Here is a 25120-nt window from a genome sequence, read left to right as displayed (position 1 = left end):
CGGGTCGAGCGGTTGCGGGGCTTTCACGTCAGCCATTGTTATCTTCCTTGTGATGGGCCATGGAGTCCGGCCATGCACTGCGGTTCCTGGGAAAAGGTTGCTGGAACCTGTCCCGCAGCGTCTGGGAAAATAGCCTGCTTGCAGGGCCGCTGCAAATACCGTCGATCAATCCGCTGCGCTTGGCTCAATAGCGCCTACAGTGGAACTGTGCGCCCGTTGAACCCTGCTCTAAGCTCACAGTCGTATCCGTCACTGGTACGTCCGTACTACGCAAAGGAGTCTGCATGGCTGGTCCCCGAATCAAACTGGTAGTTGGCTTGGGCTTGTGCGCGTTGTTGGCCGGATGCGGTGATGAAAAACCTGCCGAAAAAGCCCTGCCACGGGTGCTCGTGCAACAGGCCGTGCCCAGCGAATATGCAGCATCGGTGACGCTCACCGGCGATGTCCAGGCGCGGGTGCAGACTGATCTTTCGTTTCGCGTGGGCGGCAAGATCATCGAGCGCAAGGTCGATGTCGGTGCCCGGGTCTCGGCCCGGCAAGTGCTGGCCCGTCTCGATCCCCGGGACTTGCAGACCAATGTCGATTCCGCCGAGGCCCAGGTCGCGGCCGAACAGGCGCGGGTCAAGCAGAGTGCAGCGGCGTTCGTGCGCCAGCAGAAACTGCTGCCCAAGGGCTACACCAGCCAGAGCGAATACGACGCGGCCCAGGCGCAATTGCGCAGCAGCCAGAGCGCGCTGACCGCGGCCCAGGCTCAACTGGCCAATGCTCGTGAACAACTGAGCTACACCGCGCTGATCGCCGATGCCCCCGGCATCATCACGGCGCGCCAGGCCGAGGTCGGTCAGGTGGTACAGGCCACGGAGCCGATTTTCAGCCTGGCCCGCGATGGCGAGCGCGACGCGGTGTTCAACATCTACGAGTCGCTGTTGCGCGAACCGCCGTCGGATCGGGGGATTGTCATCAGCCTGCTGGACAATCCGGCGATCCAGACCACCGGCACGGTGCGCGAGATCACCCCGGCGGTGTCCGCCCAGACCGGCACGGTGCAGGTCAAGGTCACCCTCAACGACCTGCCCGAGGGCATGCGTCTCGGCTCGGTGGTCAGCGCCACGGCCAAGGCCGCAGGCAAGACCGCCGTCGAGTTGCCGTGGTCGGCGTTGACCAAGAACGTCAGTGAGCCGGCCGTGTGGCTGGTGGATGGCGAGGGCAAGGCGCAGTTGCAGACCGTCACCGTCGGCCGCTACCTGACCGGCAAGGTCATCATCAGTGACGGCCTCAAGGGCGGTGAGAAAGTTGTCACCGCGGGCGGGCAATTGCTTCACCCTGGCGTGCGGGTCGAGATTGCCGAAAACACCCAGGACAAATCCCCGACAGGAGCCCAGCCATGAAGCGCTTGTGGATGGTCTCGGCTGGCCTGTTGCTGGCGGCCTGTTCGAAGGAAGAAGCGCCACCGGAGCCGGTCCGCCCGGTGTTGTCGGTCGAAGTCCGGGCCCTGGATCAACAGGCCCTGGGACGGTTTGCCGGGAACATCCAGGCGCGTTACGAAACCAATGTCGGTTTCCGCGTGCCGGGACGGATCGCCAGCCGCAACGTCGATGTCGGCGCCGAGGTGAAGAAAGGCGACTTGCTCGCCACCCTCGATCCCACCGATCAACAGAACCAGTTACGTGCCGCCCAGGGCGATCTGGCGCGGATAGAAGCGCAGTACATCAACGCCCAGGCCAATGCCCGTCGCCAGCAACAGTTGTTCGACCGGGGCGTCGGTGCCCAGGCGCAGTTGGACATTGCCCAGACCGACCTGAAAACTACCGGTGCCGCCCTCGAACAGGCGCGCGCCTCGGTGGAGCAAGCCCGCGACCAGCTCAACTACAGCGAGCTGCGCACCGATCACGATGCCGTCGTCACGGCCTGGAATGCCGAAGCCGGGCAGGTGGTGACCGCCGGCCAGCAAGTGGTGACCCTCGCCCGCCCCGATATCAAGGAGGCGGTGATCGACCTGCCGGCCGACCTCGTTGATCGGTTGCCCGCCGATGTGGTGTTCGAAGTCGCCGCGCAACTTGACCCGACCACCCACACCACCGCCATCGTGCGCGAGATCGAGCCCCAGGCCCAGAGCGCCACCCGGACTCGTCGCGCACGCCTGACCCTGACTGACACCCCGCCCGGTTTTCGCCTGGGCACCGCCATCAGCGTGACCCTGAGCTCGGCCATCGAGCCGCGTATCGAGCTGCCGCTCAGTGCATTGCAAGAGGTCGACGGCAAGGCGCGGATCTGGCTGATCGACCCACAGAGCCAGACCGTCTCGCCCCGCGACGTGAAGATCCTGGAACGTTCGGCCGACTCGGTGCTGGTGGCCAACGGCATCAAGCCCGGCGACCGGGTGGTCAGCGCCGGGGTGAACAGCCTCAAGCCGGGGCAGAAAGTGAAACTCGACGAGGACGCACGATGAAAGGGCCTTTCAACTTATCCGAATGGGCCCTGCGGCATCAGTCGTTCGTCTGGTACCTGATGTTCGTCGCGTTGTTGATGGGCGTGTTCTCGTACATGAACCTGGGGCGTGAAGAGGACCCCTCGTTCACCATCAAGACCATGATCATCCAGACGCGCTGGCCCGGCGCGACCCAGGAAGAAACCCTCAAGCAGGTCACCGACCGCATCGAGAAAAAACTCGAAGAACTCGATTCCCTCGACTATGTGAAAAGTTACACCCGGCCTGGCGAATCGACGGTGTTCGTGTATCTGCGCGACACCACCAGCGCCAAGGACATCCCTGAGATCTGGTACCAGGTGCGCAAGAAGATCAACGACATTCGCGGCGATTTCCCCGAGGGCCTGCAGGGGCCGGGATTCAACGACGAGTTCGGTGATGTCTACGGTTCGGTTTATGCCTTCACCGGCGACGGCCTGTCGATGCGCCAGCTACGCGACTATGTGGAGCAAGTGCGCGCCGAGATCCGCGACGTGCCCGGTCTGGGCAAGGTCGAGATGATCGGCGAGCAGAACGAAGTGCTGTACCTGAACTTCTCCACCCGCAAACTCGCCGCGCTCGGGATCGACCAGCGCCAGGTGGTGCAAAGCCTGCAATCGCAGAACGCAGTGACACCCGCCGGGGTGATCGACGCCGGACCGGAGCGGATTTCCGTGCGCACGTCGGGGCAGTTCCAGTCGGAGAAAGACCTGGCGAACGTCAATCTGCGACTCAATGACCGGTTCTATCGACTGGCGGATATCGCGGACATCAGTCGCGGCTACGTCGACCCGGCCACGCCTATGTTCCGCTTCAACGGTACGCCGGCCATCGGCCTTGCCATCGCGATGAAGAAAGGGGGCAACATCCAACAATTCGGCAAGGCCCTGCATGCACGCATGAACGAGTTGACCGCCGACCTGCCGGTAGGCGTTGGCGTGCACACGGTGTCGGATCAGGCCGAAGTGGTGAAGGAAGCGGTCGGCGGCTTCACCAGCGCCTTGTTCGAGGCGGTGGTGATCGTGCTGATTGTCAGCTTCGTCAGCCTCGGCATACGTGCCGGACTGGTGGTGGCCTGCTCGATTCCACTGGTGCTGGCGATGGTCTTTGTGTTCATGGAATACAGCGGCATCACCATGCAGCGCATCTCCCTCGGCGCGTTGATCATTGCCCTCGGCCTGCTGGTGGACGACGCGATGATCACGGTGGAAATGATGGTCACGCGCCTGGAAAAAGGCGAAACCAAGGACCAGGCGGCCACGTTCGCCTATACCTCGACCGCGTTCCCGATGCTCACCGGAACCCTGGTGACGGTGGCCGGCTTCGTGCCCATCGGCCTGAACGCCAGCTCGGCGGGCGAATACACCTTCACCCTGTTCGCGGTGATTGCCGTGGCGATGCTGGTGTCGTGGATCGTCGCGGTGCTGTTCGCCCCGGTGATCGGCGTGCACATCCTCAGCACCAACGTAAAGCCCCACGACAAGGAACCGGGACGGATCGGCCGGGCGTTCAACAGTGGCCTGCTGTGGTCGATGCGCAATCGCTGGTGGGCCATCGGCATCACGATAGTGCTGTTCGTGCTGGCGGTGTTCTGCATGCGTTTCGTGCAGAACCAGTTCTTCCCATCCTCGGATCGCCCGGAAATCCTGGTGGACCTCAACCTGCCGCAAAACGCTTCGATGGACGAAACCCGCAAGGCCGTCGACCGTCTGGAGGCGACGCTCAAGGACGACCCGGACATCGAGCGCTGGAGCACCTACATCGGCGAGGGCGCGATTCGTTTCTACCTGCCGCTGGACCAACAACTGCAGAACCCTTACTACGCGCAACTGGTGATCGTCAGCAAGGGCCTGGAGTCGCGCACGGCGCTAACCGAGCGTCTGCAAAAGCGCCTGCGCGAAGACTTCGTCGGAATCGGCAGTTACGTGCAGTCTCTGGAAATGGGCCCGCCGGTGGGGCGGCCGATTCAATATCGAATCAGCGGCAAGGACATCGACCAGGTGCGCAAGCACGCCATCGAACTGGCCACCGAACTGGACAAGAACTCGCACATCGGTGAGATCATTTACGACTGGAACGAGCCGGGCAAGGTCCTGCGCATCGACATTGCCCAGGACAAGGCGCGGCAACTGGGCTTGTCCTCCGATGACGTCGCCCGGCTGATGAACAGCATCGTCAGTGGTTCGCCAGTGACCCAGGTCGACGACGATATCTACCTGATCAACGTGGTGGGGCGCGCCATCGACGCCGAGCGTGGCTCGCCGGAAACCTTGCAGAACCTGCAGATCGTCACGCCGGGCGGCACCTCGATTCCGCTGCTGGCATTCGCCACTGTGCGCTATGAGCTGGAGCAACCGTTGGTGTGGCGGCGAGATCGCAAGCCGACCATTACCATCAAGGCTGCCGTGCGCGATGAGATCCAGCCCACCGACCTGGTGAAGCAGCTGCAACCGGACATCGACAAGTTTGCCGCCGGCCTGCCGGTGGGCTACAAGGTCGCCACCGGCGGTACGGTGGAAGAGAGCAGCAAGGCCCAGGGGCCGATCGCCAGCGTCGTGCCGTTGATGCTGTTTCTGATGGCGACCTTCCTGATGATCCAACTGCACAGCGTGCAGAAGCTGTTCCTGGTGGCGAGCGTGGCGCCCCTCGGCTTGATCGGCGTGGTGCTGGCGCTGGTGCCGACGGGCACACCCATGGGATTCGTGGCGATCCTCGGGATCCTGGCGCTGATCGGCATCATCATCCGCAACTCGGTGATCCTGGTGACCCAGATCGACGAGTACGAGCGCGACGGCTACGAGCCCTGGGATGCTGTGGTGGAAGCCACCGAACACCGGCGTCGGCCGATCCTGCTCACCGCGGCGGCGGCGAGCCTGGGGATGATCCCGATTGCCCGGGAAGTGTTCTGGGGGCCTATGGCGTACGCGATGATCGGCGGGATCATCATCGCCACGCTACTGACGCTGTTGTTCCTGCCGGCGCTGTATGTGGCCTGGTACAAGATTCGCGAGCCGAAGCGCGATTGATCGCCCATTGCAATGAGAACTGGTCATGCGCTGCTTCTGTGGCGAGGGAGCTTGCTCGCGCTTGAGTGCGAAGCGCTCATCGCTTATGGGGCCGCTTCGCAGCCCAGCGGGAGCAAGCTCCCTCGCCACGGGTTTCTGCGACGCTTGAGGCTCAGCGAAATCCTGTGGGAGCGAGCCTGCTCGCGATAGGGCCCGCCCAGTCACTCTGGCCTTTTACTTACGCACCAACCGCAACCCATTGAACACCACCAGCAAGCTGACTCCCATATCGGCAAAAACCGCCATCCACATAGTGGCGAACCCGGCAAAGGTCACCCCGAGGAAGATCGCCTTGATCACCAGCGCCAGGGCGATGTTCTGTTTCAGAATGCTTGAAGTCTGCCGCGAGAGGCGAATGAATGCCGGGAGCTTGCGCAGGTCGTCGTCCATCAAGGCGACGTCGGCGGTCTCGATGGCTGTATCGGTCCCGGCCGCAGCCATGGCGAAGCCGATTTCCGAGCGGGCCAGGGCCGGGGCATCGTTGATGCCATCGCCGACCATGCCGACACGATGCCCTTTGGCGTACAAGTCCTCGATGGCCCGCAGTTTGTCTTCCGGCAACAGATCGCCCCGAGCCTGATCCATGCCCACCTGCGCGGCGATCGCCTCAGCGGTGTGGGCGTTGTCGCCGGTGAGCATCAGGGTCTTGATGCCCAGGTCATGCAATTGCCGGATGGCTTCGCGGCTGGAGTCCTTTACCGTATCGGCCACGGCGAACAAGACCAGTGGGCCCGAACTGTCGAGCAGCAACACCACCGATTTGCCCTGTTTTTCCAAGGCAAAGAGTTGTTCTTCCAGCTCCGGCGAACACAAGCCCAGGTCTTCCACCAGGCGATGATTGCCCAGGTGATAAGTCTTGCCGTCGATGTCGCCGCGCACTCCGCGTCCCGGCAATGCGTGGAAGTTATCCACAACCTGCGGCGCCAGTTGTTTATCCACAGCCGTATTGGCAATGGCCTTCGACACCGGGTGGTCGGAACGGGCGGCCAGGCTGGCGGCCAGGGCCGGGGCACTGCTCTCCACGCTCGGGTCCAGGGCGAGGTAATCGGTTTGCACCGGTTTGCCGTGGGTCAGCGTGCCGGTCTTGTCCAGGGCCAGGTAGTCAAGCTTGTGGCCACCTTCCAGATACACACCGCCCTTGATCAAGATGCCTTTGCGCGCGGCAGCGGCAAGACCGCTGACGATGGTCACCGGAGTGGAAATCACCAATGCACAAGGGCACGCCACTACCAGCAGCACCAGCGCCCGGTAGATCCAGTCGAACCACGCCGCACCCATGAACAGCGGCGGGATGACCGCTACCGCGAGGGCCAGGGCAAACACTGCCGGGGTGTAGATTTTCGAGAACCGGTCGACGAAGCGCTGGGTCGGTGCGCGCGAGCCTTGGGCCTGCTCCACGGCGTGGATGATCCGCGCCAGGGTCGATTGGTCGGCTGCAGCGGTGACCGTGAACTCCAATTCACCGGCCTGGTTGATGGTGCCGGCGAAAACCTTGTCGCCTACGGTTTTTTCCACCGGCAGGCTCTCGCCGGTGATTGGCGCCTGGTCGATGGTCGAACGGCCGGCGACCACATCGCCGTCCAGGCCGACCCGCTCGCCCGGGCGAACCCGAACCCGTGCCCCGAGCGCGATAGCCTTCACCTCTTGCTCCCGCCAGCTGCCATCGGCCTGTTGCACCGTGGCTTGTTCAGGGGCCATCTGCATCAGGCCACTGATGGCGTTGCGGGCGCGGTCCAGGGATTTGGCCTCGATCAATTCGGCCACGGTGAACAGGAACATCACCATCGCCGCTTCCGGCCATTGCCCGATCAACACCGCGCCGGTCACCGCGATGCTCATCAGCGCGTTGATGTTCAGGTTGAGGTTCTTCAGGGCAATCCAGCCCTTTTTATAGGTGCCGAGGCCGCCGCTGAGGATCGACACCAGCGCTACCAGCGCAACCACCCAGTCTGGCGCGGCGTTGGTGAAGTGGATCACCTCGGCGCCCAGGGCCGTGATACCGGACAGTGCCAATGGCCACCAGGGCTTGGCCGGGGCGGGCAGTGAGTTTGTAGTTTTTTCCTGGCCCGGCGTCAGCGGCTCGGCCTGCATGCCGAGGGACTGGATCGCCTCGATGATGGGTGCGTCGCTGGGCAGCGCATGGGTCACACCCAGTATTCGGTTGATCAGATTGAATTCCAGCTGGTGCACGCCGTCGAGCTTGCCGAGCTTGTTCTGAATCAGCGTCTGCTCGGTGGGGCAGTCCATCGCTTCGATGCGGAAGCTGCTCAGCCGGGCGCCGTCCGTCGACGCTTTACCGAGGTTGACCACTGACGGCGCTGCTTTCGATGCGCAGCAGGAATGCCCGTGGTCATGGCCGTGGGCGGGCTTATGGATGTGAAGGGAATCGCTCATTGGATTTACGTCCATGAAAAGTGCTTGTTGCACAGTAAAGACCCTGTAGCCACTATAGGGTCAAGCACCTATCTGAGAGGCGGCGTCATGAAGATCGGAGAACTGGCGAAAATCACCGACTGCCAGGTCGAGACCATCCGTTATTACGAACGCGAAGGGCTGCTGCCGGAACCAGCCCGCAGCGACGGCAATTACCGCGTCTACACCCAGGCCCACGCCGAGCGGCTGACGTTCATCCGTAACTGCCGCACCCTGGACATGACCCTGGAAGAAATTCGCAGCCTCCTGGCGCTGCGCGACAGCCCCCAGGACCAGTGCGAGAGCGTCAACGCGCTGATCGACGAACACATCCACCACGTCAGGGCCCGCATCGATGGCCTGCTGGCCCTGCAGGCGCAACTGATCGACCTGCGCCATCGCTGTGGCGAAGGGCCGGACCTGGAGCAATGCGGGATCTTGCAGCGGTTGGAAGTCAGCGGGGCGGTGGCGCCGGAGGTGGAGCATTCACATGTGGGCAGGAGTCATGGGCATTGAGGGCGCCCCATATGTTCTGAACCACCCGGATTCCCTGTGGGAGCGAGCCTGCTCGCGATGGCGGTGTGTCAGTCACTTCAATAGCTGATGTGAGGACGCTATCGCGAGCAGGCTCGCTCCCACAGGGGGATGGTGGCGATCAGACCGCCATCGGCGCCGTCATCGGCGCATGGTGCTGGTAGCCTTCGAGGGAGAAGTCGCTCGGCTCGACCAGCTCCAGCCACTCCGGCTGGTAAACGCCGGTCTTGGCAAACTCCGGCACGCGCTCGGAAATCACCAGTCTGGGCATCGGAAACGGCTCGCGCTTGAGCTGTTCGTTGAGCATGTCCAGATGGTTTTCGTAGACGTGGGCGTCGCCGATGAAATAGGTGAACCAGCGCGGCGTGTAGCCGGTGAGGCGGCCGATCAGGCTCAGCAGGGCAGCGCCTTCGGTGAGGTTGAACGGCGTGCCCAGGCCCAGGTCGTTGGAGCGAATGTAGAGCGTCAGGGAAATTTCCTTCGTCTCGACATTCGGGTGGAACTGGTAGAGCAGATGGCACGGCGGCAGGGCCATTTCATCGAGTTGGGCGCAGTTCCAGCCGTGGAACAGGATGCGCCGGCTGCCCGGGTCCTTGATGATGGTGTCGACGCACTGGCGCACCTGGTCGATGGCTTTGTACAGCACCACGTAGGCCTGGCCGTTTTCTTCACCTTCGGCGATCTGCCGATAGCCCTGAGCCAGAGTCTGTTCGATGGCCGCCCGGTTGGTCACCGGGATCTGCTTGTAGGCCGGCCATTTGCGCCATTGCACGCCGTAGATCTCGCCCAGGTCGTCGTCGCCCTGGCGGAACGGGTTGGCCAGCCACTGGGCGTTTTCGTTGGCGTTCTGGTCCCAGACCTTGCAGCCCAGCGCGCGGAATTCAGCGGCGTTGTTGACCCCCCGCAGGAAGCCGCACATCTCGCCGATAGCTGACTTGAAGGCCATCTTGCGGGTGGTGATGGCCGGGAAGCCGTCCTTGAGGTCGTAGCGCAGCATGGCGCCGGGGAAACTGATGGTGTTCACGCCGGTGCGGTTGGCCTGCTTGGTGCCGTTCTTGATGACGTGGGCCACCAGATCGAGATATTGCTTCATGGGTTACCTGTGTCCTTGAACCCGGGGCCTGCGCCCCGGGGTTCGAATTTAAACCTTGGCCGCCGCAGCCGGCGCACGATGATAGGCCAGCCAGATCAGCACCAGACCACCAATGATCATCGGCAGGCACAGCACCTGGCCCATGGTCAGCCAGTTCCACGCCAGGTAGCCGAGCTGGGCGTCCGGTACACGGACGAATTCGACGATGAACCGGAAGATTCCGTAGAACAGCGCGAACATGCCCGACACCGCCATCGTTGGCCGTGGCTTGCGTGAGAACAGCCAGAGAATCAGGAACAGCGCCACACCTTCAAGGGCGAACTGGTACAACTGCGACGGATGGCGTGGCAATTGTGCCGGGTCGCTGAACGGTGGGAAGACCATCGCCCACGGTACGTCAGTCGGCTTGCCCCACAATTCAGCGTTGATGAAGTTACCGATGCGCCCGGCACCCAGGCCGATCGGCACCATCGGCGCGACGAAATCCATCAGCTCGAAGAACGACTTGTTGTTGCGCTTGCCGAACCACACCGCCGCCAGCATCACCCCGATGAAACCACCGTGGAACGACATGCCGCCCTTCCAGACTTCGAAAATCAGCGTCGGGTTGGCCAGGTAGGCGCTCAGGTCGTAGAACAGCACATAGCCCAGGCGTCCGCCGACGATCACGCCCATGGACAGCCAGAACACCAGGTCCGAGAGTTTCTCTCTGTTCCAGGTCGGGTCGAAGCGGTTGAGCCGGCGCGACGCCAGCAGCCAGGCGCCGCCGATGCCCACCAGGTACATCAGGCCGTACCAGTGGATTTTCAGCGGGCCGATGGCCAGGGCCACCGGATCGATCTGCGGGTAAGGCAGCATTGATATTCCTCGTAAACGTCAAAAATACCCGGGCGACGCTGCCACCTCGGGATTAAGCCAGGATTGCGTCAGAACAGGAAACTTGTGCCGACGCAGAACAGCAAAGCGGCGAACAGCCGCTTGAGCAAGCGCGGTGACAAGCGATGGGCCAGTCGCGCACCGAAGCGGGCGAAGACCATGCTGGTCAGGGCGATGCCCAACAACGCCGGCAGATACACAAAACCGAGACTATGGGCCGGCAACAGCGGATCGTGCCAGCCCAGAATCATGAAACTCAAAGCACTGGCCAGGGCAATCGGCAGGCCGCAGGCCGATGACGTCGCCACCGCCTGCTGCATCGGCACACTGCGCCAGGTCAGGAACGGTACGGTCAACGAACCACCGCCAATGCCGAAGATCGCCGAAGCCCAGCCGATCACCGTGCCGGCCAGGGTCAATCCGGCCTTGCCCGGCACCGTGCGGCTGGCCTTGGGCTTGAGGTCCAGGGCCAGTTGTACGGAGACGATGATGGCGAACACGCCGATGATCTTTTGCAGGTTCGGGCCGGAAATCGCTTCGGCGGTGAGCGCGCCGACACCGGCACCGATCAGGATGCCCACGGTCATCCAGGCGAAAATCGGCCAGCGTACCGCGCCTTTGCGCTGATGCTCGCGCACTGCATTGACCGAGGTGAAGATAATCGATGCCAGGGACGTGCCGACCGCCAGGTGTGTCAGCACCTGCGGGTCGAAGCCTTGCAAGGTGAAACTGAACACCAGTACCGGGACGATGATTATCCCGCCACCCACGCCGAACAGCCCGGCCAGTACGCCGGCGCAGGCGCCGAGCAGCAGATAGAGCACAAATTCCACCAGCGTCTCCCCACCCATCCCCGAAACAAGAGCGGCATGGTAACGGATCCATGGCCTCGGGCTCCACTGAAGGCGATGGAAGCGAGGGCGATGTGTGGGTAGAGTGGGTTCGAACACCGATCGCTTTTGTGGCGAGGGAGCTTGCTCCCGCTGGGCTACGCAGTAGCCCAACAATCGCCGGGGAGTGCTGCGCCCTCCAGCGGGAGCAAGCTCCCTCGCCACGGGGCTTCGCTAAATCCGTCCAACTGGCTGGGGATTACCTGATGTGCCTGATCGTATTTGCCTGGCGGCCCGGTCACGCCCAACCGCTGATCGTGGCGGCCAACCGTGACGAGTTCTACGCCCGCCCGACCCTGCCCCTGGCGCAGTGGCCTGATGCGCCCCATGTCCATGCCGGCCGCGATCTGGAGGCCGGCGGTACCTGGCTCGGCGTTGGCGCCCAGGGTCGCTTTGCGGCCCTGACCAACATCCGTGACCCAGGCCAGCTTCCGGCGCTCAAGTCGCGGGGCGAACTGGTCGCGCGGTTTCTCACCGGCGATCTGCCGATTGCCGACTATCTGAGTGAAATCGTGCCCAGGGCTTCGGAATACGGCGGTTTCAACCTGCTGCTCGGCGACGGCACCGAGTTGTGGCACTACAACGCCCGAGAGGCGCGGCCCCAGCGCCTGGCCGAGGGCCTCTACGGCTTATCGAACGCCGGGCTGAACACACCGTGGCCGAAACTGCTCAAGGCGCGCGCGGCGCTGGGCGAGTTGCTGGACGATCCGCAGCCCCAGGCCTTGCTGGCGCTGCTCAACGACCCGCAACCGGCCCCGGTGGCGGACTTGCCGGACACCGGCGTGGGCCTGGCGACCGAGGCGCTGTTGTCCAGTGTGTTCATTGCCAGCCCGGCTTATGGGACGCGGGCGAGTACGGCGTTGATTGTCCAGGCCGATGGGACGCGTCGGATGGTCGAGCGCAGCTTTGGGCCGCATGGGGGGCATTTGGGGGAGGTGGAGGTCAGGGTTTAGTCATGTGGCGTTTTTGCTGACCCTATCGCGAGCAAGCTCGCTCCCACATTGGATCTTCGGCGAGCACACACTTGTGAACAACCGGGATCCCTGTGGGAGCGAGCTTGCTCGCGATGAGATCGCCGCAAATTAGAGCGTCTTGTTCGAAGCCGGATTGATCATCCGCGCCAACCCAAGGTTCTTCAGCGCCAGTTGCAGGGAGCTGTGGATCACCTGCGGGTTGTCGATGGTCATCACCTCCGCCAGCAGATCCTGTGCCTTGCTCAGATTGATCTGGCGCAGCATCCACTTCACTTTCGGCAGGTTGGTGGCGTTCATCGACAGGCTGTCGAAGCCCATCGCCATCAACAGCACGGCGGCCGCCGGGTCGCCGGCCATTTCACCGCAGATGCTCACCGGCTTGCCTTCGGCATGGGCGTCGCGCACCACGGTTTGCAGGGCTTGCAGCACGGCCGGGTGCAGGTAGTCGTACAAATCCGCCACGCGTGGGTTGTTGCGGTCCACCGCCAGCAGGTATTGGGTCAGGTCGTTGGAGCCCACCGACAGGAAGTCCACCTGCCGCGCCAGCTCCTTGGTCTGGTACACCGCCGCCGGAATCTCGATCATCACGCCCACGGGCGGCATCGGCACGTCGGTGCCTTCGTCGCGCACTTCACCCCAGGCCCGGTGGATCAGGTGCAGAGCCTCTTCCAGTTCGTGGGTGCCGGAGATCATCGGCAGCAGGATGCGCAGGTTGTTCAGGCCTTCGCTGGCCTTGAGCATGGCGCGGGCCTGGACCAGGAAGATTTCCGGGTGGTCGAGGGTCACGCGGATGCCGCGCCAGCCGAGGAACGGGTTCTCTTCCTTGATCGGGAAGTAGGACAAGGCCTTGTCGCCGCCGATGTCCAGGCTGCGCATGGTCACCGGTTGCGGGTGGAACGCGGCCAGTTGCTCGCGATAGATCGCCAGTTGTTCCTTCTCGCTGGGGAAGCGCTGGTTGATCATGAACGGCACTTCGGTGCGGTACAGGCCCACGCCCTCGGCCCCACGCTTCTGCGCCCGGGCCACGTCGGCCAGCAGGCCGGTGTTGACCCACAGCGGCATGCGGTGGCCGTCGAGCGTCACGCAGGGCAGGTCCCGCAGCGCGTCCAGGCCCAGGGACAGTTGCTTTTCTTCCTCCACCACATCGGCGAACTGCTTGCGCAATACTTCGCTGGGGTTGGTATAGACCTCACCGTGGTAGCCGTCGACGATCATCTGGATGCCGTCGACCTTGGAGTACGGCAGGTCCACCAGGCCCATCACCGTCGGGATGCCCATCGCCCGGGCGAGGATCGCGACGTGGGAGTTGCCCGAGCCCAGTACCGAGACCAGGCCCGCCAGCTTGCCTTCCGGCACCTCGCCAAGCATGGCCGGGGTCAGCTCCTCGCTGACCAGGATGGTGTTGTCGGGGTAGACCAGGGTCTGCTGGCGCTCCTGCTGCAAGTACGCGAGCAGCCGGCGACCCAGGTCCTTGACGTCCGAGGCGCGCTCGCGCAGGTAGGCGTCGTCCATCAGTTCGAAACGGTTGACGTGGTCGGTCACCACCTGGCGCAGCGCGCCCTGGGCCCACTGGCCGGTCTTGATGACGGTGGTCACTTCGCTGCCGAGGGAGGCGTCGTCGAGCATCATCAGGTAGACGTCGAACAGCGCACGCTCTTCGGGGCGCAGTTGCGTCGCCAGCTTGGCTGACAGGGCCCGCATGTCGGCCCGTACACCTTCGATGGCTGTCTTGAACAGCGCCAGCTCAGCGTCGATGTCGGCGATTGGCTTGTCCGGCACCACGTCCAGGTCGGCGGGCGGCAACATGACCACCGCCGTACCGACTGCCGCGCCTGGCGAGCCCGGTACGCCGACGAACTTGGCTTCCTGGATGCCCTTGCCCTGGCGCCCCAGGCCGCTGATCGAGCCGGTGGCCTCGGCATGGGCGATCACGCCGGCCAGCTGCGCGCTCATGGTCACGAGGAAGGCTTCTTCACCTTCGTCGAACTGGCGGCGTTCCTTTTGCTGAATGACCAACACGCCGACGACCCGGCGGTGGTGGATGATCGGTGCGCCGAGGAAAGAGGCGTAGCGTTCCTCGCCCGTTTCGGCGAAGTAGCGATAGCGTGGGTGATCCGCAGCGTTCTCAAGGTTGAGGGGCTCTTCGCGCGTGCCGACCAGGCCGACCAGACCTTCATTGGGCGCCATGCTGACCTTGCCGATCGAGCGCTTGTTCAAGCCCTCGGTGGCCATCAGCACGAAACGGTTGGTCTCGGGGTCCAGCAGATAGACCGAGCAGACCTGGCTGCCCATGGCCTCTTTGACGCGCAACACAATAATCCCCAACGCCGCCTTGAGATCCTTGGCGGCGTTAACTTCCTGGACGATCTTGCGCAGCGTATTGAGCATGGCTCGGGGTCGAACTCCGTCGTCAGTCGCGCGTCAGCAGGCGCGGGGCAAGCTCTTTGAGGGCGCGCCGGTACACCTCGCGCTTGAATGTCACCACCTGGCCCAACGGATACCAATAGCTGACCCAGCGCCAGCCATCGAACTCCGGTTTACCGGTCAAATCCATCCGCACCCGCTGCTCATTGGAGATCAGGCGCAGGAGAAACCATTTCTGCTTCTGGCCGATGCACAGCGGCTGGCTGTGCGTCCTGACCAGGCGTTGCGGCAAACGATAGCGCAACCAGCCCCGGGTGCAGGCAAGTATTTCGACATCCTCTCGCTCAAGCCCCACTTCTTCGTTCAACTCGCGGTACAAGGCCTCTTCCGGCGTCTCCTGGGGATTGATTCCACCCTGGGGAAACTGCCAGGCGTCTTGATTGATACGGCGAGCCCATAGCACCTGCCCTGCATCATTCGTAAGAATGATCCCCACATTGGGTCGGAAACCATCGGGATCGATCACGGCAACAACCTCGCAAACGCATGTCGCCGCATTGTTCCACAAAGGTTGTGAAAGCAGCAACGAGGCTACCTACCTTATGTGCACTCTTGTGAAAAGTCCGTATTCTGGACGCCTTTCCTCAGAAATTTCAGCGAGTAACTGCAATGCGGCTGGCTTTATTCGACTTGGACAACACGTTGCTGGGCGGCGACAGCGATCACGCGTGGGGTGATTACCTGTGTGAGCGCGGTTTCCTCGACGCCGTCACGTACAAGGCGCGCAACGATGAGTTCTACCAGGATTACCTGGCCGGCAAGCTCGACAACGCCGAGTACCTGAATTTTTGCCTGGAAATCCTCGGTCGCACCGAGATGGACGTCCTGGCCCAGTGGCATCTGGACTATATGCGCGACTGCATCGAGCCAATCGTGTTGCCCCAGGCCATCGAGCTGCTGAAAAAGCACCGTGACGCCGGCGACAAGCTGGTGATCATCACCGCCACCAACCGTTTCGTCACCGCGCCCATCGCCGAGCGCCTGGGGGTCGAAACCCTGATCGCCACCGAGTGCGAAATGATCGATGGCCGCTACAGTGGTCGAAGCACCGACATCCCGTGCTTTCGCGAGGGTAAGGTGACGCGGTTGAACCGCTGGCTGGAAGAGACCGGCCACTCACTCGAAGACAGCTACTTCTATAGCGACTCGATGAATGATCTGCCGTTGCTGGAGGTGGTGGCGCATCCGGTGGCCGTGGACCCGGACCCGAACCTGCGGGCCGAGGCCCAGAAGCGGGGTTGGCCGGTGATTTCGCTGCGCGGTTGAAATCGTCATCGCGAGCAGGCTCGCTCCCATAAGGGGACGCATTCCAATGTGGGAGCGAGCCTGCCCGCGATGCAGTCGACTCGGTTCCAAGCCCTAAACCGGCTTGGCCCCCATCAACCCGGCAATGGCGATCAAGCAGACCACGCTGAACAACGCCAAGGCAAAAGTGAACCTGCCAACACCCGCCGTGGGCGCCTTGCGCGCTTTGTTCAGCCGCGCCAGCAGCCAGAACCCCGCCAGCGCCGCCAGGGTATAGAGCACGCTGGAGGCCAGCAGCCAGGTCTGCCCCAGCGGCCAGCCGACCTGATGAACCATCCACCAGCCGGTGAAGGGCAGGTTCGCCAGGGCAAGCCCCATCACCAGCCAGATAAATACCCGCGGGCGTTGCAGTGTGCGGGCAGGTGCCGTGGCGTCGCCATTGCGGCGTGTCCGCCAGACCCAGATAGCCAGCCCCACGGCGCCCACCAGCAGCAAAGCAGTGGCCAGGACGTGAGCGATCTTCAGCGCAGTCAACGTTTCCATTGTTTAATGTCCTTATGACTTGCTCAACAGCTTAGACCCCCATGGCGAGGGAGCTTGCTCCCGCTTGAGTGCGAAGCGCTCACCTTTTCTGGGGGCGCTTCGCGCCCCAGCGGGAGCAAGCTCCCTCGCCACAGGTCCATCCAGTACCCAGACCGAACGGTCACAATTGCGCAAGCTCACCCCAAGAACAGCTGGTACGCCGGGTTATCGCTTTCATCCCAGTACGGATAGCCGATCTCCTCAAGGGCAGCCGGCACCAGATGGCGTTCATCGTGAGGCACTTGCAGCCCCGCGACCACACGCCCATCTGCCGCGCCATGGTTGCGGTAGTGGAACATCGAGATGTTCCAGCGCCCGCCCAGTTTATTGAGGAAGTTGAACAGCGCGCCGGGGCGTTCCGGGAATTCGAAGCGCAGCACCACTTCGTCGATCACATGGGCCGCATGCCCGCCCACCATGTGGCGGATATGCAGTTTCGCCAGTTCGTTGTCGGTCAGGTCCAGCACCGGAAAGCCCTGCTCGGTCAGGCTGGCGATCAGTGCGCTGCGCGGGTCGTTCTCCGGGTGCGTCTGCACGCCGACGAAAATGTGCGCTTCGCTGCCGGTGTTGTAGCGGTAGTTGAATTCGGTGATCTGGCGCTTGCCGACCGCCTCGCAGAACGCCTTGAAGCTGCCCGGTTTCTCGGGGATGGTCACGGCGATGATTGCTTCGCGGCCTTCACCCAGTTCGGCGCGCTCGGCGACGTGGCGCAAGCGATCGAAGTTGACGTTGGCACCCGAGTCGATGGCCACCAGGGTCTGGCCGCTGACGCCGCGCGATTCGACGTACTTCTTGATCCCGGCCACGCCTAGCGCGCCGGCAGGTTCGGTGATCGAGCGGGTATCGTCGTAGATATCCTTGATGGCGGCGCAGATCTCGTCGGTGCTGACGGTGATCACTTCGTCCACATAGTGTTTGCAGATATCAAAGGTGTGCTGGCCGATCTGGGCCACGGCAACGCCGTCGGCGAACAGCCCCACGGTTGGGAGCACCACACGTTCCCCGGCGGCCAGGGCCGCTTGCAGGCAGTTGGAATCGTCCGGCTCGACGCCGATCACCTTGATCTCCGGGCGCAGGTATTTCACATAGGCTGCGATGCCGGCGATCAGCCCGCCGCCACCGACCGGGACGAAGATCGCGTCCAGGCGCCCAGGATGCTGGCGCAGGATTTCCATGGCCACCGTGCCCTGCCCGGCAATGGTGTGGGGATCGTCATAGGGGTGAATGTAGACGTAGCCCTTTTCGTCCACCAGTTTCAGCGAATAGGCCAGGGCTTCCGGGAAAGAGTCGCCGTGCAGCACGACTTTGCCACCGCGGGAGCGCACGCCTTCGACCTTGATTTCCGGGGTGGTCTTGGGCATCACGATGGTGGCCTTCACGCCCAGGACTTTCGCCGCCAGGGCCAGGCCCTGGGCATGGTTGCCCGCCGAAGCCGTGACCACCCCGCGGGCGCGCTCTTCGTCGCTGAGCTGGGTCAGCTTGTTGTACGCCCCGCGAATCTTGAACGAGAACACCGGCTGCAAGTCTTCGCGCTTGAGCCAGATGTTGTTGCCCAGCCGCTCGGAAAGCTGGCGAGCGGTCTGCAGCGGGGTTTCTACGGCAACGTCGTAAACGCGCGAGGTGAGGATCTTCTTGACGTACTGTTCGAGCATCGGAAAGCATCACTGGGCGGGTTGGGCAGGGCCTGGGAGTCTAACCCGGCTTTTGGCCGGGCGACCACACGAATTGAAGGCTTCAAGGGACAAGCCCCCCGTGGCGAGGGAGCTTGCTCCCGCTGGACTGCGAAGCAGGCCCAGGATTTTGCGGTGGCTGCACCACCGAGCGGGAGCAAGCTCCCTCGCCAAGGGGATCTGCGTTCAATCAAGCAATGACCGAGGCGCTTGCGGCGCCTATAATGCCGGCCTTTCGTTCCCACTCGGCACCTTCGGAGCCCGCATGACCCAGGATCAACTCAAACAGGCTGTGGCCCAGGCTGCCGTCGACCTCATCCTCCCGAAACTGGATGACAAGAGCATCGTCGGGGTCGGCACCGGCTCCACGGCCAATTGCTTCATCGACGCACTGGCCAAACACAAGGGCGCGTTCGATGGCGCGGTCGCCAGCTCCGAAGCCACTGCTGCGCGCCTCAAGGGCCACGGGATCCCGGTGTACGAGCTCAATACCGTGAGCGATCTGGAGTTCTACATCGACGGCGCCGACGAAAGCGATGCCCACCTGAACCTGATCAAGGGCGGCGGCGCGGCCCTGACCCGGGAAAAAATCGTCGCGGCAGTGGCCAAGACCTTCATCTGCATTGCCGACGCCAGCAAGCTGGTGCCGGTCCTTGGCGCATTCCCGCTGCCAGTGGAAGTCATCCCGATGGCCCGCAGCCACGTGGCCCGGCAACTGGTGAAACTGGGCGGCGACCCGGTGTACCGCGAGGGCGTGCTGACCGACAACGGCAACATCATCCTGGATGTGCACAACCTGCAAATCACCGACCCGGTGGCGCTGGAAAGCCAGATCAACGCGATCGTGGGCGTGGTCACCAACGGCCTGTTCGCGGCGCGTCCGGCGGATGTGTTGCTGCTGGGTACACCTGAAGGGGTGAAAACCCTCAAGGCCTGATCCGATGTTGTGATTGGCACTCTTGTGGCGAGGGAGCTTGCTCCCGCTTGAGTGCGAAGCACTCACAGAGGGCTGCTACGCACCCCAGCGGGAGCAAGCTCCCTCGCCACGGTAATTCGGGCGGCGCTTGAATGATCGGCGCTGCAGGCACAGAGATGCCTGCCTGATCAATCGCGCTGCGGCTTCTTGAACACATAAAACAGATTCGGCTCACTCACCAAGTACAGATTGCCGTCATCGTCCATGGCGAGGCCCTCGGCCTGGGGCACGGTTTTCTGTAGGCCATGGCGGCCTTTGTTCAATGACAGCGTGCTCAATGGCCGGCCATTGATATCCAACTCGATAATCAACCGTGACTCCTCGGACAGCGCCAGCAAATGGCCGCTGCGCTCGTCGTATTGCAGGCTCGAAAGGTCCCGTACGAACAGCCCTGCATCGCGCTTGGGGTTGTTGACCACATGCACGGCGTAGGATTTTTCCGGATTCTGGTGAGGAAACCCGTGCACTTCATAGATCAGCATCGGGTCGCGTTCCTTGGCCACGAACAGTCGCTTGCCCACCGAGTCGTAGGCCAGTCCTTCGAAGCCTTTATTGCTGCTCATGTGCAAGCCCAGGGTCATCTGTTCGGCGTCGGCTGCGTCGAGGAACCGGGTGTCATCGTCCAGATGGATCTTGATCAGCCGCTGTTCGCGCTCGTCAGTGATGACGTAGATGTCTTCGCTGATGAACTCCACCGCTTCCGGATCGCCGAAGCCGATCAGGGCGATGCGCCGCAGCACCTTGCCATCCAGCGATAGTTCGACCAGCTCCGAATCCTGATTGGTAACGGTGAACAGGCTCTTGCGTACCGGGTCGTAGGTCAGCGCGGAAACGTCATCGTCGAGGCCTTCGATCACCTGCGCCTCGATGGCGACCTGGTACTGATCCAGTGCAATGGCCTGCTCGTCGATAGGTTTCCAAAGCGTATTGAGGTTGAACCAGGCACGTTCGAACAGGCGCAAGTGCTGGCCGCCGGCGATCAGTGCAACCAGCAGGGTCGTCAGCAATATCATGAATAGGGGTTTGGGACGGGCGAATCGGCGCATGTGGGTGGGCTCTGATAAGACAGGTGGACGGAAATACCACGACTGCCTGAACTGAAGCTTAATGGCCGTTTGCCACGTCCTACAACGAAGACGGAATAATCTTACAGGGTCAGGGCGATCAGCGTTGTTTTTCGAAACGATAAAACAGATTCGGCTCGCTGACCATGTAGAGGTTGCCGGCTTCATCGATGGTCACGCCCTCGGCGCGAGGGATGGTGTCCTTCAGGCCGTTGAAGCCCCCCAACAGGGTCATGAAGCTGACCTGGTCGCCTTTGTCGTCCAGCTCCAGCAGCAGATGGGAGTCGGCTGAAAGCACCAGCATGTGGCCTGTGCGAGGATCGATCGCCAGGGCCGAGAGGTTTCGCAGGTCCAGTTCATCGCTGACGTGGATGTGCTTCTCGCCGCTGAGCTGCTGGCTGCCGTCGCTTTTCCAGGTGAACAGGGCCGGCGGGCGTTCCTCCCCGAGCACCAGTTGCTGATTGTGCGGGTCCCAGACAATCCCTTCGAAGCCCTTGTTCTGGTTCTTCGATGGGCCAAGGTCATAGTGAGGGAAGTTGGCGCTGTTGAGCTCACGGGTGTCGGCGTCCACCTGGACGATAGTCAATGTGTGGCTTCGCTCATCGGTAATCGCCAGCAGTCCGTTTTCCATGTAGGTCACGCCTTCGGGATTGCTCCAGCCCACCAGGGGCATTTTGCGCAGTACGTCGCCCTGCAGGGTCAGCTCAACCAGGAAGGGCTGTTTGCCCATGACTGCGAACAGGGTCTTGGTCTGCGGGTTATAGGTGATGTCCGACGCTTCGTCCTTCTCCATGCCGGGCAGCGGCTTGGCGTCGATCACGGCGCGGTAGTCCGGCAACCAGGTGCTTTCCTGGCGCTGGGCCGGGCTCTGGAAGTGCTCCGACAGCCAAAGCAGGCCACGATCATCCCAATGCATCGCAAACGCCAGGCCATAGGCCGCCGCGACGGCCAGCAGCGACCAGGCATACCAGGGCAGGGCGAAGCGAGAGCGGCGAAGGGCTTTGGCGGGAGACGGTGATTGGGTATTGGCCATCAGTGAGGGTGTTCCAGATCAGTCGGATTAAGGATACGGCTGGCTCAGATGCCGCTATCCGCTGAATTATCCGGATGGCATGTGAAAAAACAGTAAATAGCGCATACCTGCGGGAGCGAGGTTGCAGTCAGCGAACGCTGCTTTCGAAGCGGCTCGTTCCGGGCAGTTCTATCACCAGTTCATCGCCGACGTTCAGCGGCCCGACGCCCGCCGGGGTGCCGGTGAGGATCACGTCCCCGGCTTGCAGTGAGAAGCAGCCGGCCATGTGCTGGATCATCGGCACGATGGGGTTGAGCATCAGGCTGCTGTTGCCGTCCTGGCGCACTTCACCGTTGATGGTCAGGCGCACGGGGATATCGGTAAGGTCGGCGAAGGTGCCGTTCGGCACGAAGGGGGCGAGTACCGCCGCGCCGTCGAATGACTTGGCGATTTCCCACGGCAGGCCCTTGGCCTTGAGCTCGGCCTGTTTGTCCCGCAGGGTCAGGTCCAGGGCCGGGGCGAAGCCGGAAATGGCGTCCAGCACTTCCTCAACGCTCGGGCGGGTCGACAATGGCTTGCCGATCAGCACGGCGATTTCCGCCTCGTAGTGCACCGAGCCACGGTCCGTAGGAATACTGAAGCCGCCCTCCATGGGTACCACGCAACTGCCCGGCTTGATGAACAGCAGGGGCTCGGTGGGCACCGGGTTATCCAGTTCCTTGGCATGTTCGGCGTAGTTACGGCCGATGCACACGAGTTTTCCTACCGGGAAATGAATGCGTGTGCCGTCGACATACTGGTGCTGATAGCTCATTACGACTCCTGGGTCTGGGATTCATCAGGTGCTTCAGGGCATCAAACTGCGAAGATCTTGCCTGGGTTCATGATGCCGTTCGGATCGAATACGGCCTTTACTGCTTTCATGTAGTCGATTTCCACAGGCGAACGACTATAGGTCAGGTAATCGCGCTTGGTCATCCCCACGCCGTGTTCGGCCGAAATCGAGCCGTTGTACTTCTCGACGGTTTCAAACACCCACTTGTTGACGGTCGCGCATTTGGCAAAGAACTCGTCCTTGCTCAGGTTTTCCGGCTTGAGGATGTTCAGGTGCAGGTTGCCGTCGCCGATGTGGCCGAACCAGACGATTTCAAAGTCCGGATAATGTTCGCCGACAATCGCGTCGATTTCCCGAAGGAAACCTGGAACGTTCGAGACGGTGACCGAGATGTCGTTCTTGTACGGGGTCCAGTGGGAAATGGTTTCGGAGATGTACTCGCGTAGTTTCCACAGGTTCTGCAACTGGGTTTCGCTCTGGCTCATCACGCCGTCCAGCACCCACCCTTGCTCTACGCAGTGCTCGAAGGTTTCCAGGGCGTGATTGGCGACTTCTTCGGTGGTGGCTTCGAATTCCAGCAGGGCGTAGAACGGGCACTCGGTGTCGAACGGGGCCGGCACGTCCCCACGACCGAGGACTTTGGCCAGGGCCTTGTCGGAAAAGAATTCGAAAGCGGTCAGGTCGAGCTTGCCCTGGAAGGCATGCAGCACCGGCATGATCGAGTCGAAGTCCGGCGTGCCGAGCACCATGGCGGTGAGGTTCTTCGGTGCGCGATCCAGGCGCATGGTGGCTTCGACCACGAAGCCGAGGGTGCCTTCGGCGCCGATGAACAGCTGGCGCAAGTCGTAGCCGGTGGCGTTCTTAATCAGGTCTTTGTTCAATTCCAGGAGGTCACCCTTGCCGGTGACGACTTTCATGCCGGCAACCCAGTTGCGGGTCATGCCGTAGCGAATGACCTTGATCCCGCCGGCATTGGTGCCGATATTGCCGCCAATCTGACTGGAGCCGGCTGAAGCGAAATCCACCGGGTAGTACAGGCCATGTTCCTCGGCCTTGTTCTGCAACTGCTCGGTGACCACGCCCGGCTGGCAGACGGCGGTACGGTCGGTGAGGTTCACGTCGAGAATCTGGTTCATGTAGTCGAATGACACGACCACTTCGCCATTAGCCGCCACGGCCGCCGCCGAAAGCCCGGTGCGCCCGCCCGATGGCACCAGGGCTACTTTGTGCGTGTTGGCCCAGCGAACGATGGCCTGGACCTGCTCGGTCGTCTTGGGGAAGACGATAGCGGTCGGCGCAGGGGCGAAATGCTTGGTCCAGTCCTTGCCGTAAGCGTTCAGGGAGTCGGCGTCGGTCAGGACCTTGCCAGGCTCAACCAGGGTCTTCAGCTCATCTAACAGGGCAGGATTGGTCATCGACAGAACTCTCGAACAATTCATGGTCATCCTGAGAACGCTTCACGTCGCAGGAATGAGTGTTTAGCGGGGTGGCTATGCTAGCATACCGACCCCGCAGCGTAGTGCTCAAAGGCTGTTCTGCGGCGACGGCTTTCACGCCGGTCGGGCCAGCATGCGCTGCCCGATTCCCTGCCATTTTTCTCCGGGACACAGGTTTACGCAGATGAGCAAGACTTCTCTCGATAAGAGCAAGATCAAGTTCCTTCTTCTCGAAGGCGTCCACCAATCGGCTGTCGACGTCCTCAAGTCGGCGGGCTACACCAGCATCGAGTACATCACCAGTTCTCTGCCGGAGGCCCAGCTCAAGGAAAAGATCGCCGATGCGCACTTCATCGGCATCCGCTCGCGCACTCAATTGACCGAAGAGATTTTCGATCACGCCAAGAAACTGGTCGCGGTCGGCTGCTTCTGCATCGGCACCAACCAGGTCGACCTCAACGCAGCACGCGAGCGCGGTATCGCGGTGTTCAACGCTCCGTACTCCAACACCCGTTCCGTTGCCGAACTGGTGCTGGCCGAAGCGATCCTGCTGCTGCGGGGCATCCCTGAGAAAAACGCGTCCTGCCATCGTGGCGGCTGGATCAAGAGCGCGGCCAACTCCTTTGAAATCCGCGGCAAAAAGCTGGGTATCGTCGGCTACGGTTCGATCGGTACGCAATTGTCGGTCCTGGCCGAAGGCCTGGGCATGCAGGTGTTCTTCTACGACACCGTGACCAAGCTGCCGCTGGGCAACGCCACCCAGGTCAATGACCTGCACGAGTTGCTGGGCATGTCCGACATCGTGACCCTGCATGTTCCGGAAACCCCTGCGACCCAATGGATGATCGGCGAGAAAGAAATCCGCGCCATCAAGAAAGGCGGGATCCTGATCAACGCCGCCCGTGGCACGGTGGTCAAGCTCGAAGCCCTGGCCGAAGCGATCAAGGACAAGCACCTGATCGGCGCCGCCATCGACGTGTTTCCGGTGGAGCCGCGCTCCAATGACGACATCTTCGAGAGCCCGCTACGTGGCCTGGACAACGTGATCCTGACCCCGCACATCGGTGGTTCCACCGCTGAAGCCCAGGCCAACATCGGTCTGGAAGTCGCGGAAAAACTGGTCAAGTACAGCGACAATGGTACTTCGGTATCGTCCGTGAACTTCCCGGAAGTGGCCCTGCCGGCGCACCCTGGCAAGCACCGCTTGCTGCACATCCACGAAAACATTCCGGGTGTGATGAGCGAGATCAACAAGGTCTTCGCCGAAAACGGCATCAACATTTCCGGTCAGTTCCTGCAAACCAACGAGAAGGTCGGCTACGTCGTGATCGACGTCGACGCCGAATACTCGGACCTGGCACAAGAGAAACTGCAACACATCAAGGGCACTATTCGTTGCCGCGTGCTGTTCTGACAGGCAGTGATCAACTGCTGGTTTGAAGCAAAAAAGGGAGCCTGACAAGGCTCCCTTTTTTCTGCCTGACACAACACAAACCCTTGTGGGAGCGAGCCTGCTCGCGATAGCGGTGTTTCAGCTACAGACATGCCAGCTGATCCACCGCAAT

Annotated in this window: 20 protein-coding genes; 8 read left to right on the top strand and 12 right to left on the bottom strand. The window is 62.3% G+C overall.

The genetic code is table 11. The features are described 5' to 3' along the window. Window positions 1-284: 284 nt before the first annotated feature. The 3 genes from ACLEJQ_RS17300 to ACLEJQ_RS17290 are packed head-to-tail and all read left to right on the top strand — an operon-like array spanning window position 285 to window position 5493. Window positions 285-1388, top strand: coding sequence for an efflux RND transporter periplasmic adaptor subunit (locus ACLEJQ_RS17300; RefSeq protein WP_440796785.1), 1104 nt, complete (start codon window positions 285-287; stop codon window positions 1386-1388). Further along, entirely contained in the window at window positions 1385-2449 is a 1065-nt protein-coding gene (locus ACLEJQ_RS17295) for an efflux RND transporter periplasmic adaptor subunit (protein ID WP_440796783.1), read from the top strand. The genes ACLEJQ_RS17300 and ACLEJQ_RS17295 overlap by 4 nt, the downstream gene beginning before the upstream one ends. Next, on the top strand, window positions 2446-5493 hold the full coding sequence (locus ACLEJQ_RS17290) for an efflux RND transporter permease subunit (protein WP_440796781.1): 3048 nt from the start codon (window positions 2446-2448) through the stop codon (window positions 5491-5493). The genes ACLEJQ_RS17295 and ACLEJQ_RS17290 overlap by 4 nt, the downstream gene beginning before the upstream one ends. Window positions 5494-5706: 213 nt before the next feature. On the opposite strand, the gene ACLEJQ_RS17285 is transcribed toward ACLEJQ_RS17290, so the two are convergent. Then, a complete protein-coding gene (locus tag ACLEJQ_RS17285) occupies window positions 5707-7926 on the bottom strand; it encodes a heavy metal translocating P-type ATPase (RefSeq protein ID WP_440796779.1) in 2220 nt (739 codons plus the stop codon). An 87-nt stretch (window positions 7927-8013) separates the two neighbouring features. Between ACLEJQ_RS17285 and cadR the strand changes: the two genes are divergently transcribed. Beyond that, complete coding sequence (gene cadR / locus ACLEJQ_RS17280) at window positions 8014-8460, top strand: Cd(II)/Pb(II)-responsive transcriptional regulator (RefSeq protein ID WP_440796777.1); 447 nt, start codon at window positions 8014-8016, stop codon at window positions 8458-8460. Window positions 8461-8599: 139 nt separating this feature from the next. Here the strand turns inward: cadR and ACLEJQ_RS17275 are convergent, their stop codons facing one another. The 3 genes from ACLEJQ_RS17275 to ACLEJQ_RS17265 form a co-directional block, all read right to left on the bottom strand. Further along, the gene (locus tag ACLEJQ_RS17275; RefSeq protein ID WP_440796775.1) at window positions 8600-9571 is read right to left on the bottom strand and encodes a thymidylate synthase; all 972 of its coding nucleotides are present in this window, start codon (window positions 9569-9571) and stop codon (window positions 8600-8602) included. A gap of 48 nt (window positions 9572-9619) precedes the next feature. Beyond that, window positions 9620-10429 carry a prolipoprotein diacylglyceryl transferase gene (gene lgt / locus ACLEJQ_RS17270; RefSeq protein ID WP_440796773.1) on the bottom strand — a complete coding sequence of 270 codons (810 nt, stop codon included), beginning with the start codon at window positions 10427-10429 and terminating at the stop codon, window positions 9620-9622. A gap of 68 nt (window positions 10430-10497) precedes the next feature. Further along, the gene (locus ACLEJQ_RS17265; RefSeq protein ID WP_440796771.1) at window positions 10498-11280 is read right to left on the bottom strand and encodes a sulfite exporter TauE/SafE family protein; all 783 of its coding nucleotides are present in this window, start codon (window positions 11278-11280) and stop codon (window positions 10498-10500) included. A 263-nt stretch (window positions 11281-11543) separates the two neighbouring features. Here ACLEJQ_RS17265 and ACLEJQ_RS17260 point away from each other — a divergent pair, with 263 nt between their 5' ends. Then, on the top strand, window positions 11544-12290 hold the full coding sequence (locus ACLEJQ_RS17260) for an NRDE family protein (RefSeq protein WP_440796769.1): 747 nt from the start codon (window positions 11544-11546) through the stop codon (window positions 12288-12290). Window positions 12291-12419: 129 nt separating this feature from the next. Here ACLEJQ_RS17260 and ptsP read toward each other — a convergent pair whose 3' ends face one another. Together ptsP and ACLEJQ_RS17250 are read right to left on the bottom strand one after the other, a co-directional pair. Continuing rightward, the gene (gene ptsP / locus ACLEJQ_RS17255) at window positions 12420-14699 is read right to left on the bottom strand and encodes a phosphoenolpyruvate--protein phosphotransferase (RefSeq protein ID WP_440796767.1); all 2280 of its coding nucleotides are present in this window, start codon (window positions 14697-14699) and stop codon (window positions 12420-12422) included. Window positions 14700-14721: 22 nt separating this feature from the next. Then, window positions 14722-15201, bottom strand: coding sequence for an RNA pyrophosphohydrolase (locus tag ACLEJQ_RS17250; protein ID WP_003186867.1), 480 nt, complete (start codon window positions 15199-15201; stop codon window positions 14722-14724). A gap of 143 nt (window positions 15202-15344) precedes the next feature. Here ACLEJQ_RS17250 and ACLEJQ_RS17245 point away from each other — a divergent pair, with 143 nt between their 5' ends. Then, complete coding sequence (locus tag ACLEJQ_RS17245; RefSeq protein ID WP_440796764.1) at window positions 15345-16001, top strand: HAD family hydrolase; 657 nt, start codon at window positions 15345-15347, stop codon at window positions 15999-16001. A 93-nt stretch (window positions 16002-16094) separates the two neighbouring features. Here the strand turns inward: ACLEJQ_RS17245 and ACLEJQ_RS17240 are convergent, their stop codons facing one another. Next, window positions 16095-16523: a DUF2269 domain-containing protein gene (locus tag ACLEJQ_RS17240; protein WP_440796762.1), complete on the bottom strand. Its 429-nt coding sequence runs from the start codon at window positions 16521-16523 to the stop codon at window positions 16095-16097. Window positions 16524-16699: 176 nt separating this feature from the next. Continuing rightward, the gene (gene ilvA / locus ACLEJQ_RS17235; RefSeq protein ID WP_440796760.1) at window positions 16700-18214 is read right to left on the bottom strand and encodes a threonine ammonia-lyase, biosynthetic; all 1515 of its coding nucleotides are present in this window, start codon (window positions 18212-18214) and stop codon (window positions 16700-16702) included. 283 nt (window positions 18215-18497) lie between these two features. On the opposite strand from ilvA, the gene rpiA reads away from it, so the two are divergent. Then, window positions 18498-19169 (top strand): ribose-5-phosphate isomerase RpiA, encoded by a 672-nt coding sequence (rpiA, locus tag ACLEJQ_RS17230; protein WP_440796758.1) that lies wholly within the window; start codon window positions 18498-18500, stop codon window positions 19167-19169. 167 nt (window positions 19170-19336) lie between these two features. Here rpiA and ACLEJQ_RS17225 read toward each other — a convergent pair whose 3' ends face one another. The 4 genes from ACLEJQ_RS17225 to ACLEJQ_RS17210 all read right to left on the bottom strand — a co-directional run bounded on the left by ACLEJQ_RS17225 (window position 19337) and on the right by ACLEJQ_RS17210 (window position 23534). Further along, window positions 19337-20254, bottom strand: coding sequence for an SdiA-regulated domain-containing protein (locus ACLEJQ_RS17225; protein ID WP_440796756.1), 918 nt, complete (start codon window positions 20252-20254; stop codon window positions 19337-19339). Between the two features lie 118 nt (window positions 20255-20372). Further along, window positions 20373-21305 (bottom strand): SdiA-regulated domain-containing protein, encoded by a 933-nt coding sequence (locus ACLEJQ_RS17220; protein ID WP_440796754.1) that lies wholly within the window; start codon window positions 21303-21305, stop codon window positions 20373-20375. Between the two features lie 127 nt (window positions 21306-21432). Continuing rightward, window positions 21433-22098, bottom strand: coding sequence for a fumarylacetoacetate hydrolase family protein (locus tag ACLEJQ_RS17215; RefSeq protein WP_440796752.1), 666 nt, complete (start codon window positions 22096-22098; stop codon window positions 21433-21435). 41 nt (window positions 22099-22139) lie between these two features. Beyond that, window positions 22140-23534, bottom strand: a complete 1395-nt coding sequence (locus ACLEJQ_RS17210) for an FAD-binding oxidoreductase (RefSeq protein ID WP_440796750.1) — start codon at window positions 23532-23534, stop codon at window positions 22140-22142. A 205-nt stretch (window positions 23535-23739) separates the two neighbouring features. Here ACLEJQ_RS17210 and serA point away from each other — a divergent pair, with 205 nt between their 5' ends. After that, window positions 23740-24969 (top strand): phosphoglycerate dehydrogenase, encoded by a 1230-nt coding sequence (gene serA, locus ACLEJQ_RS17205; protein WP_440796748.1) that lies wholly within the window; start codon window positions 23740-23742, stop codon window positions 24967-24969. Window positions 24970-25120 lie beyond the last annotated feature (151 nt).

It is taken from the genome of Pseudomonas sp. SMV71 (assembly GCF_052042015.1).
Classification (GTDB): Bacteria; Pseudomonadota; Gammaproteobacteria; order Pseudomonadales; family Pseudomonadaceae; genus Aquipseudomonas.
Note: the sequence above shows the minus strand (reverse complement) of the source record. Positions and strands in the feature narration are given on the sequence as shown.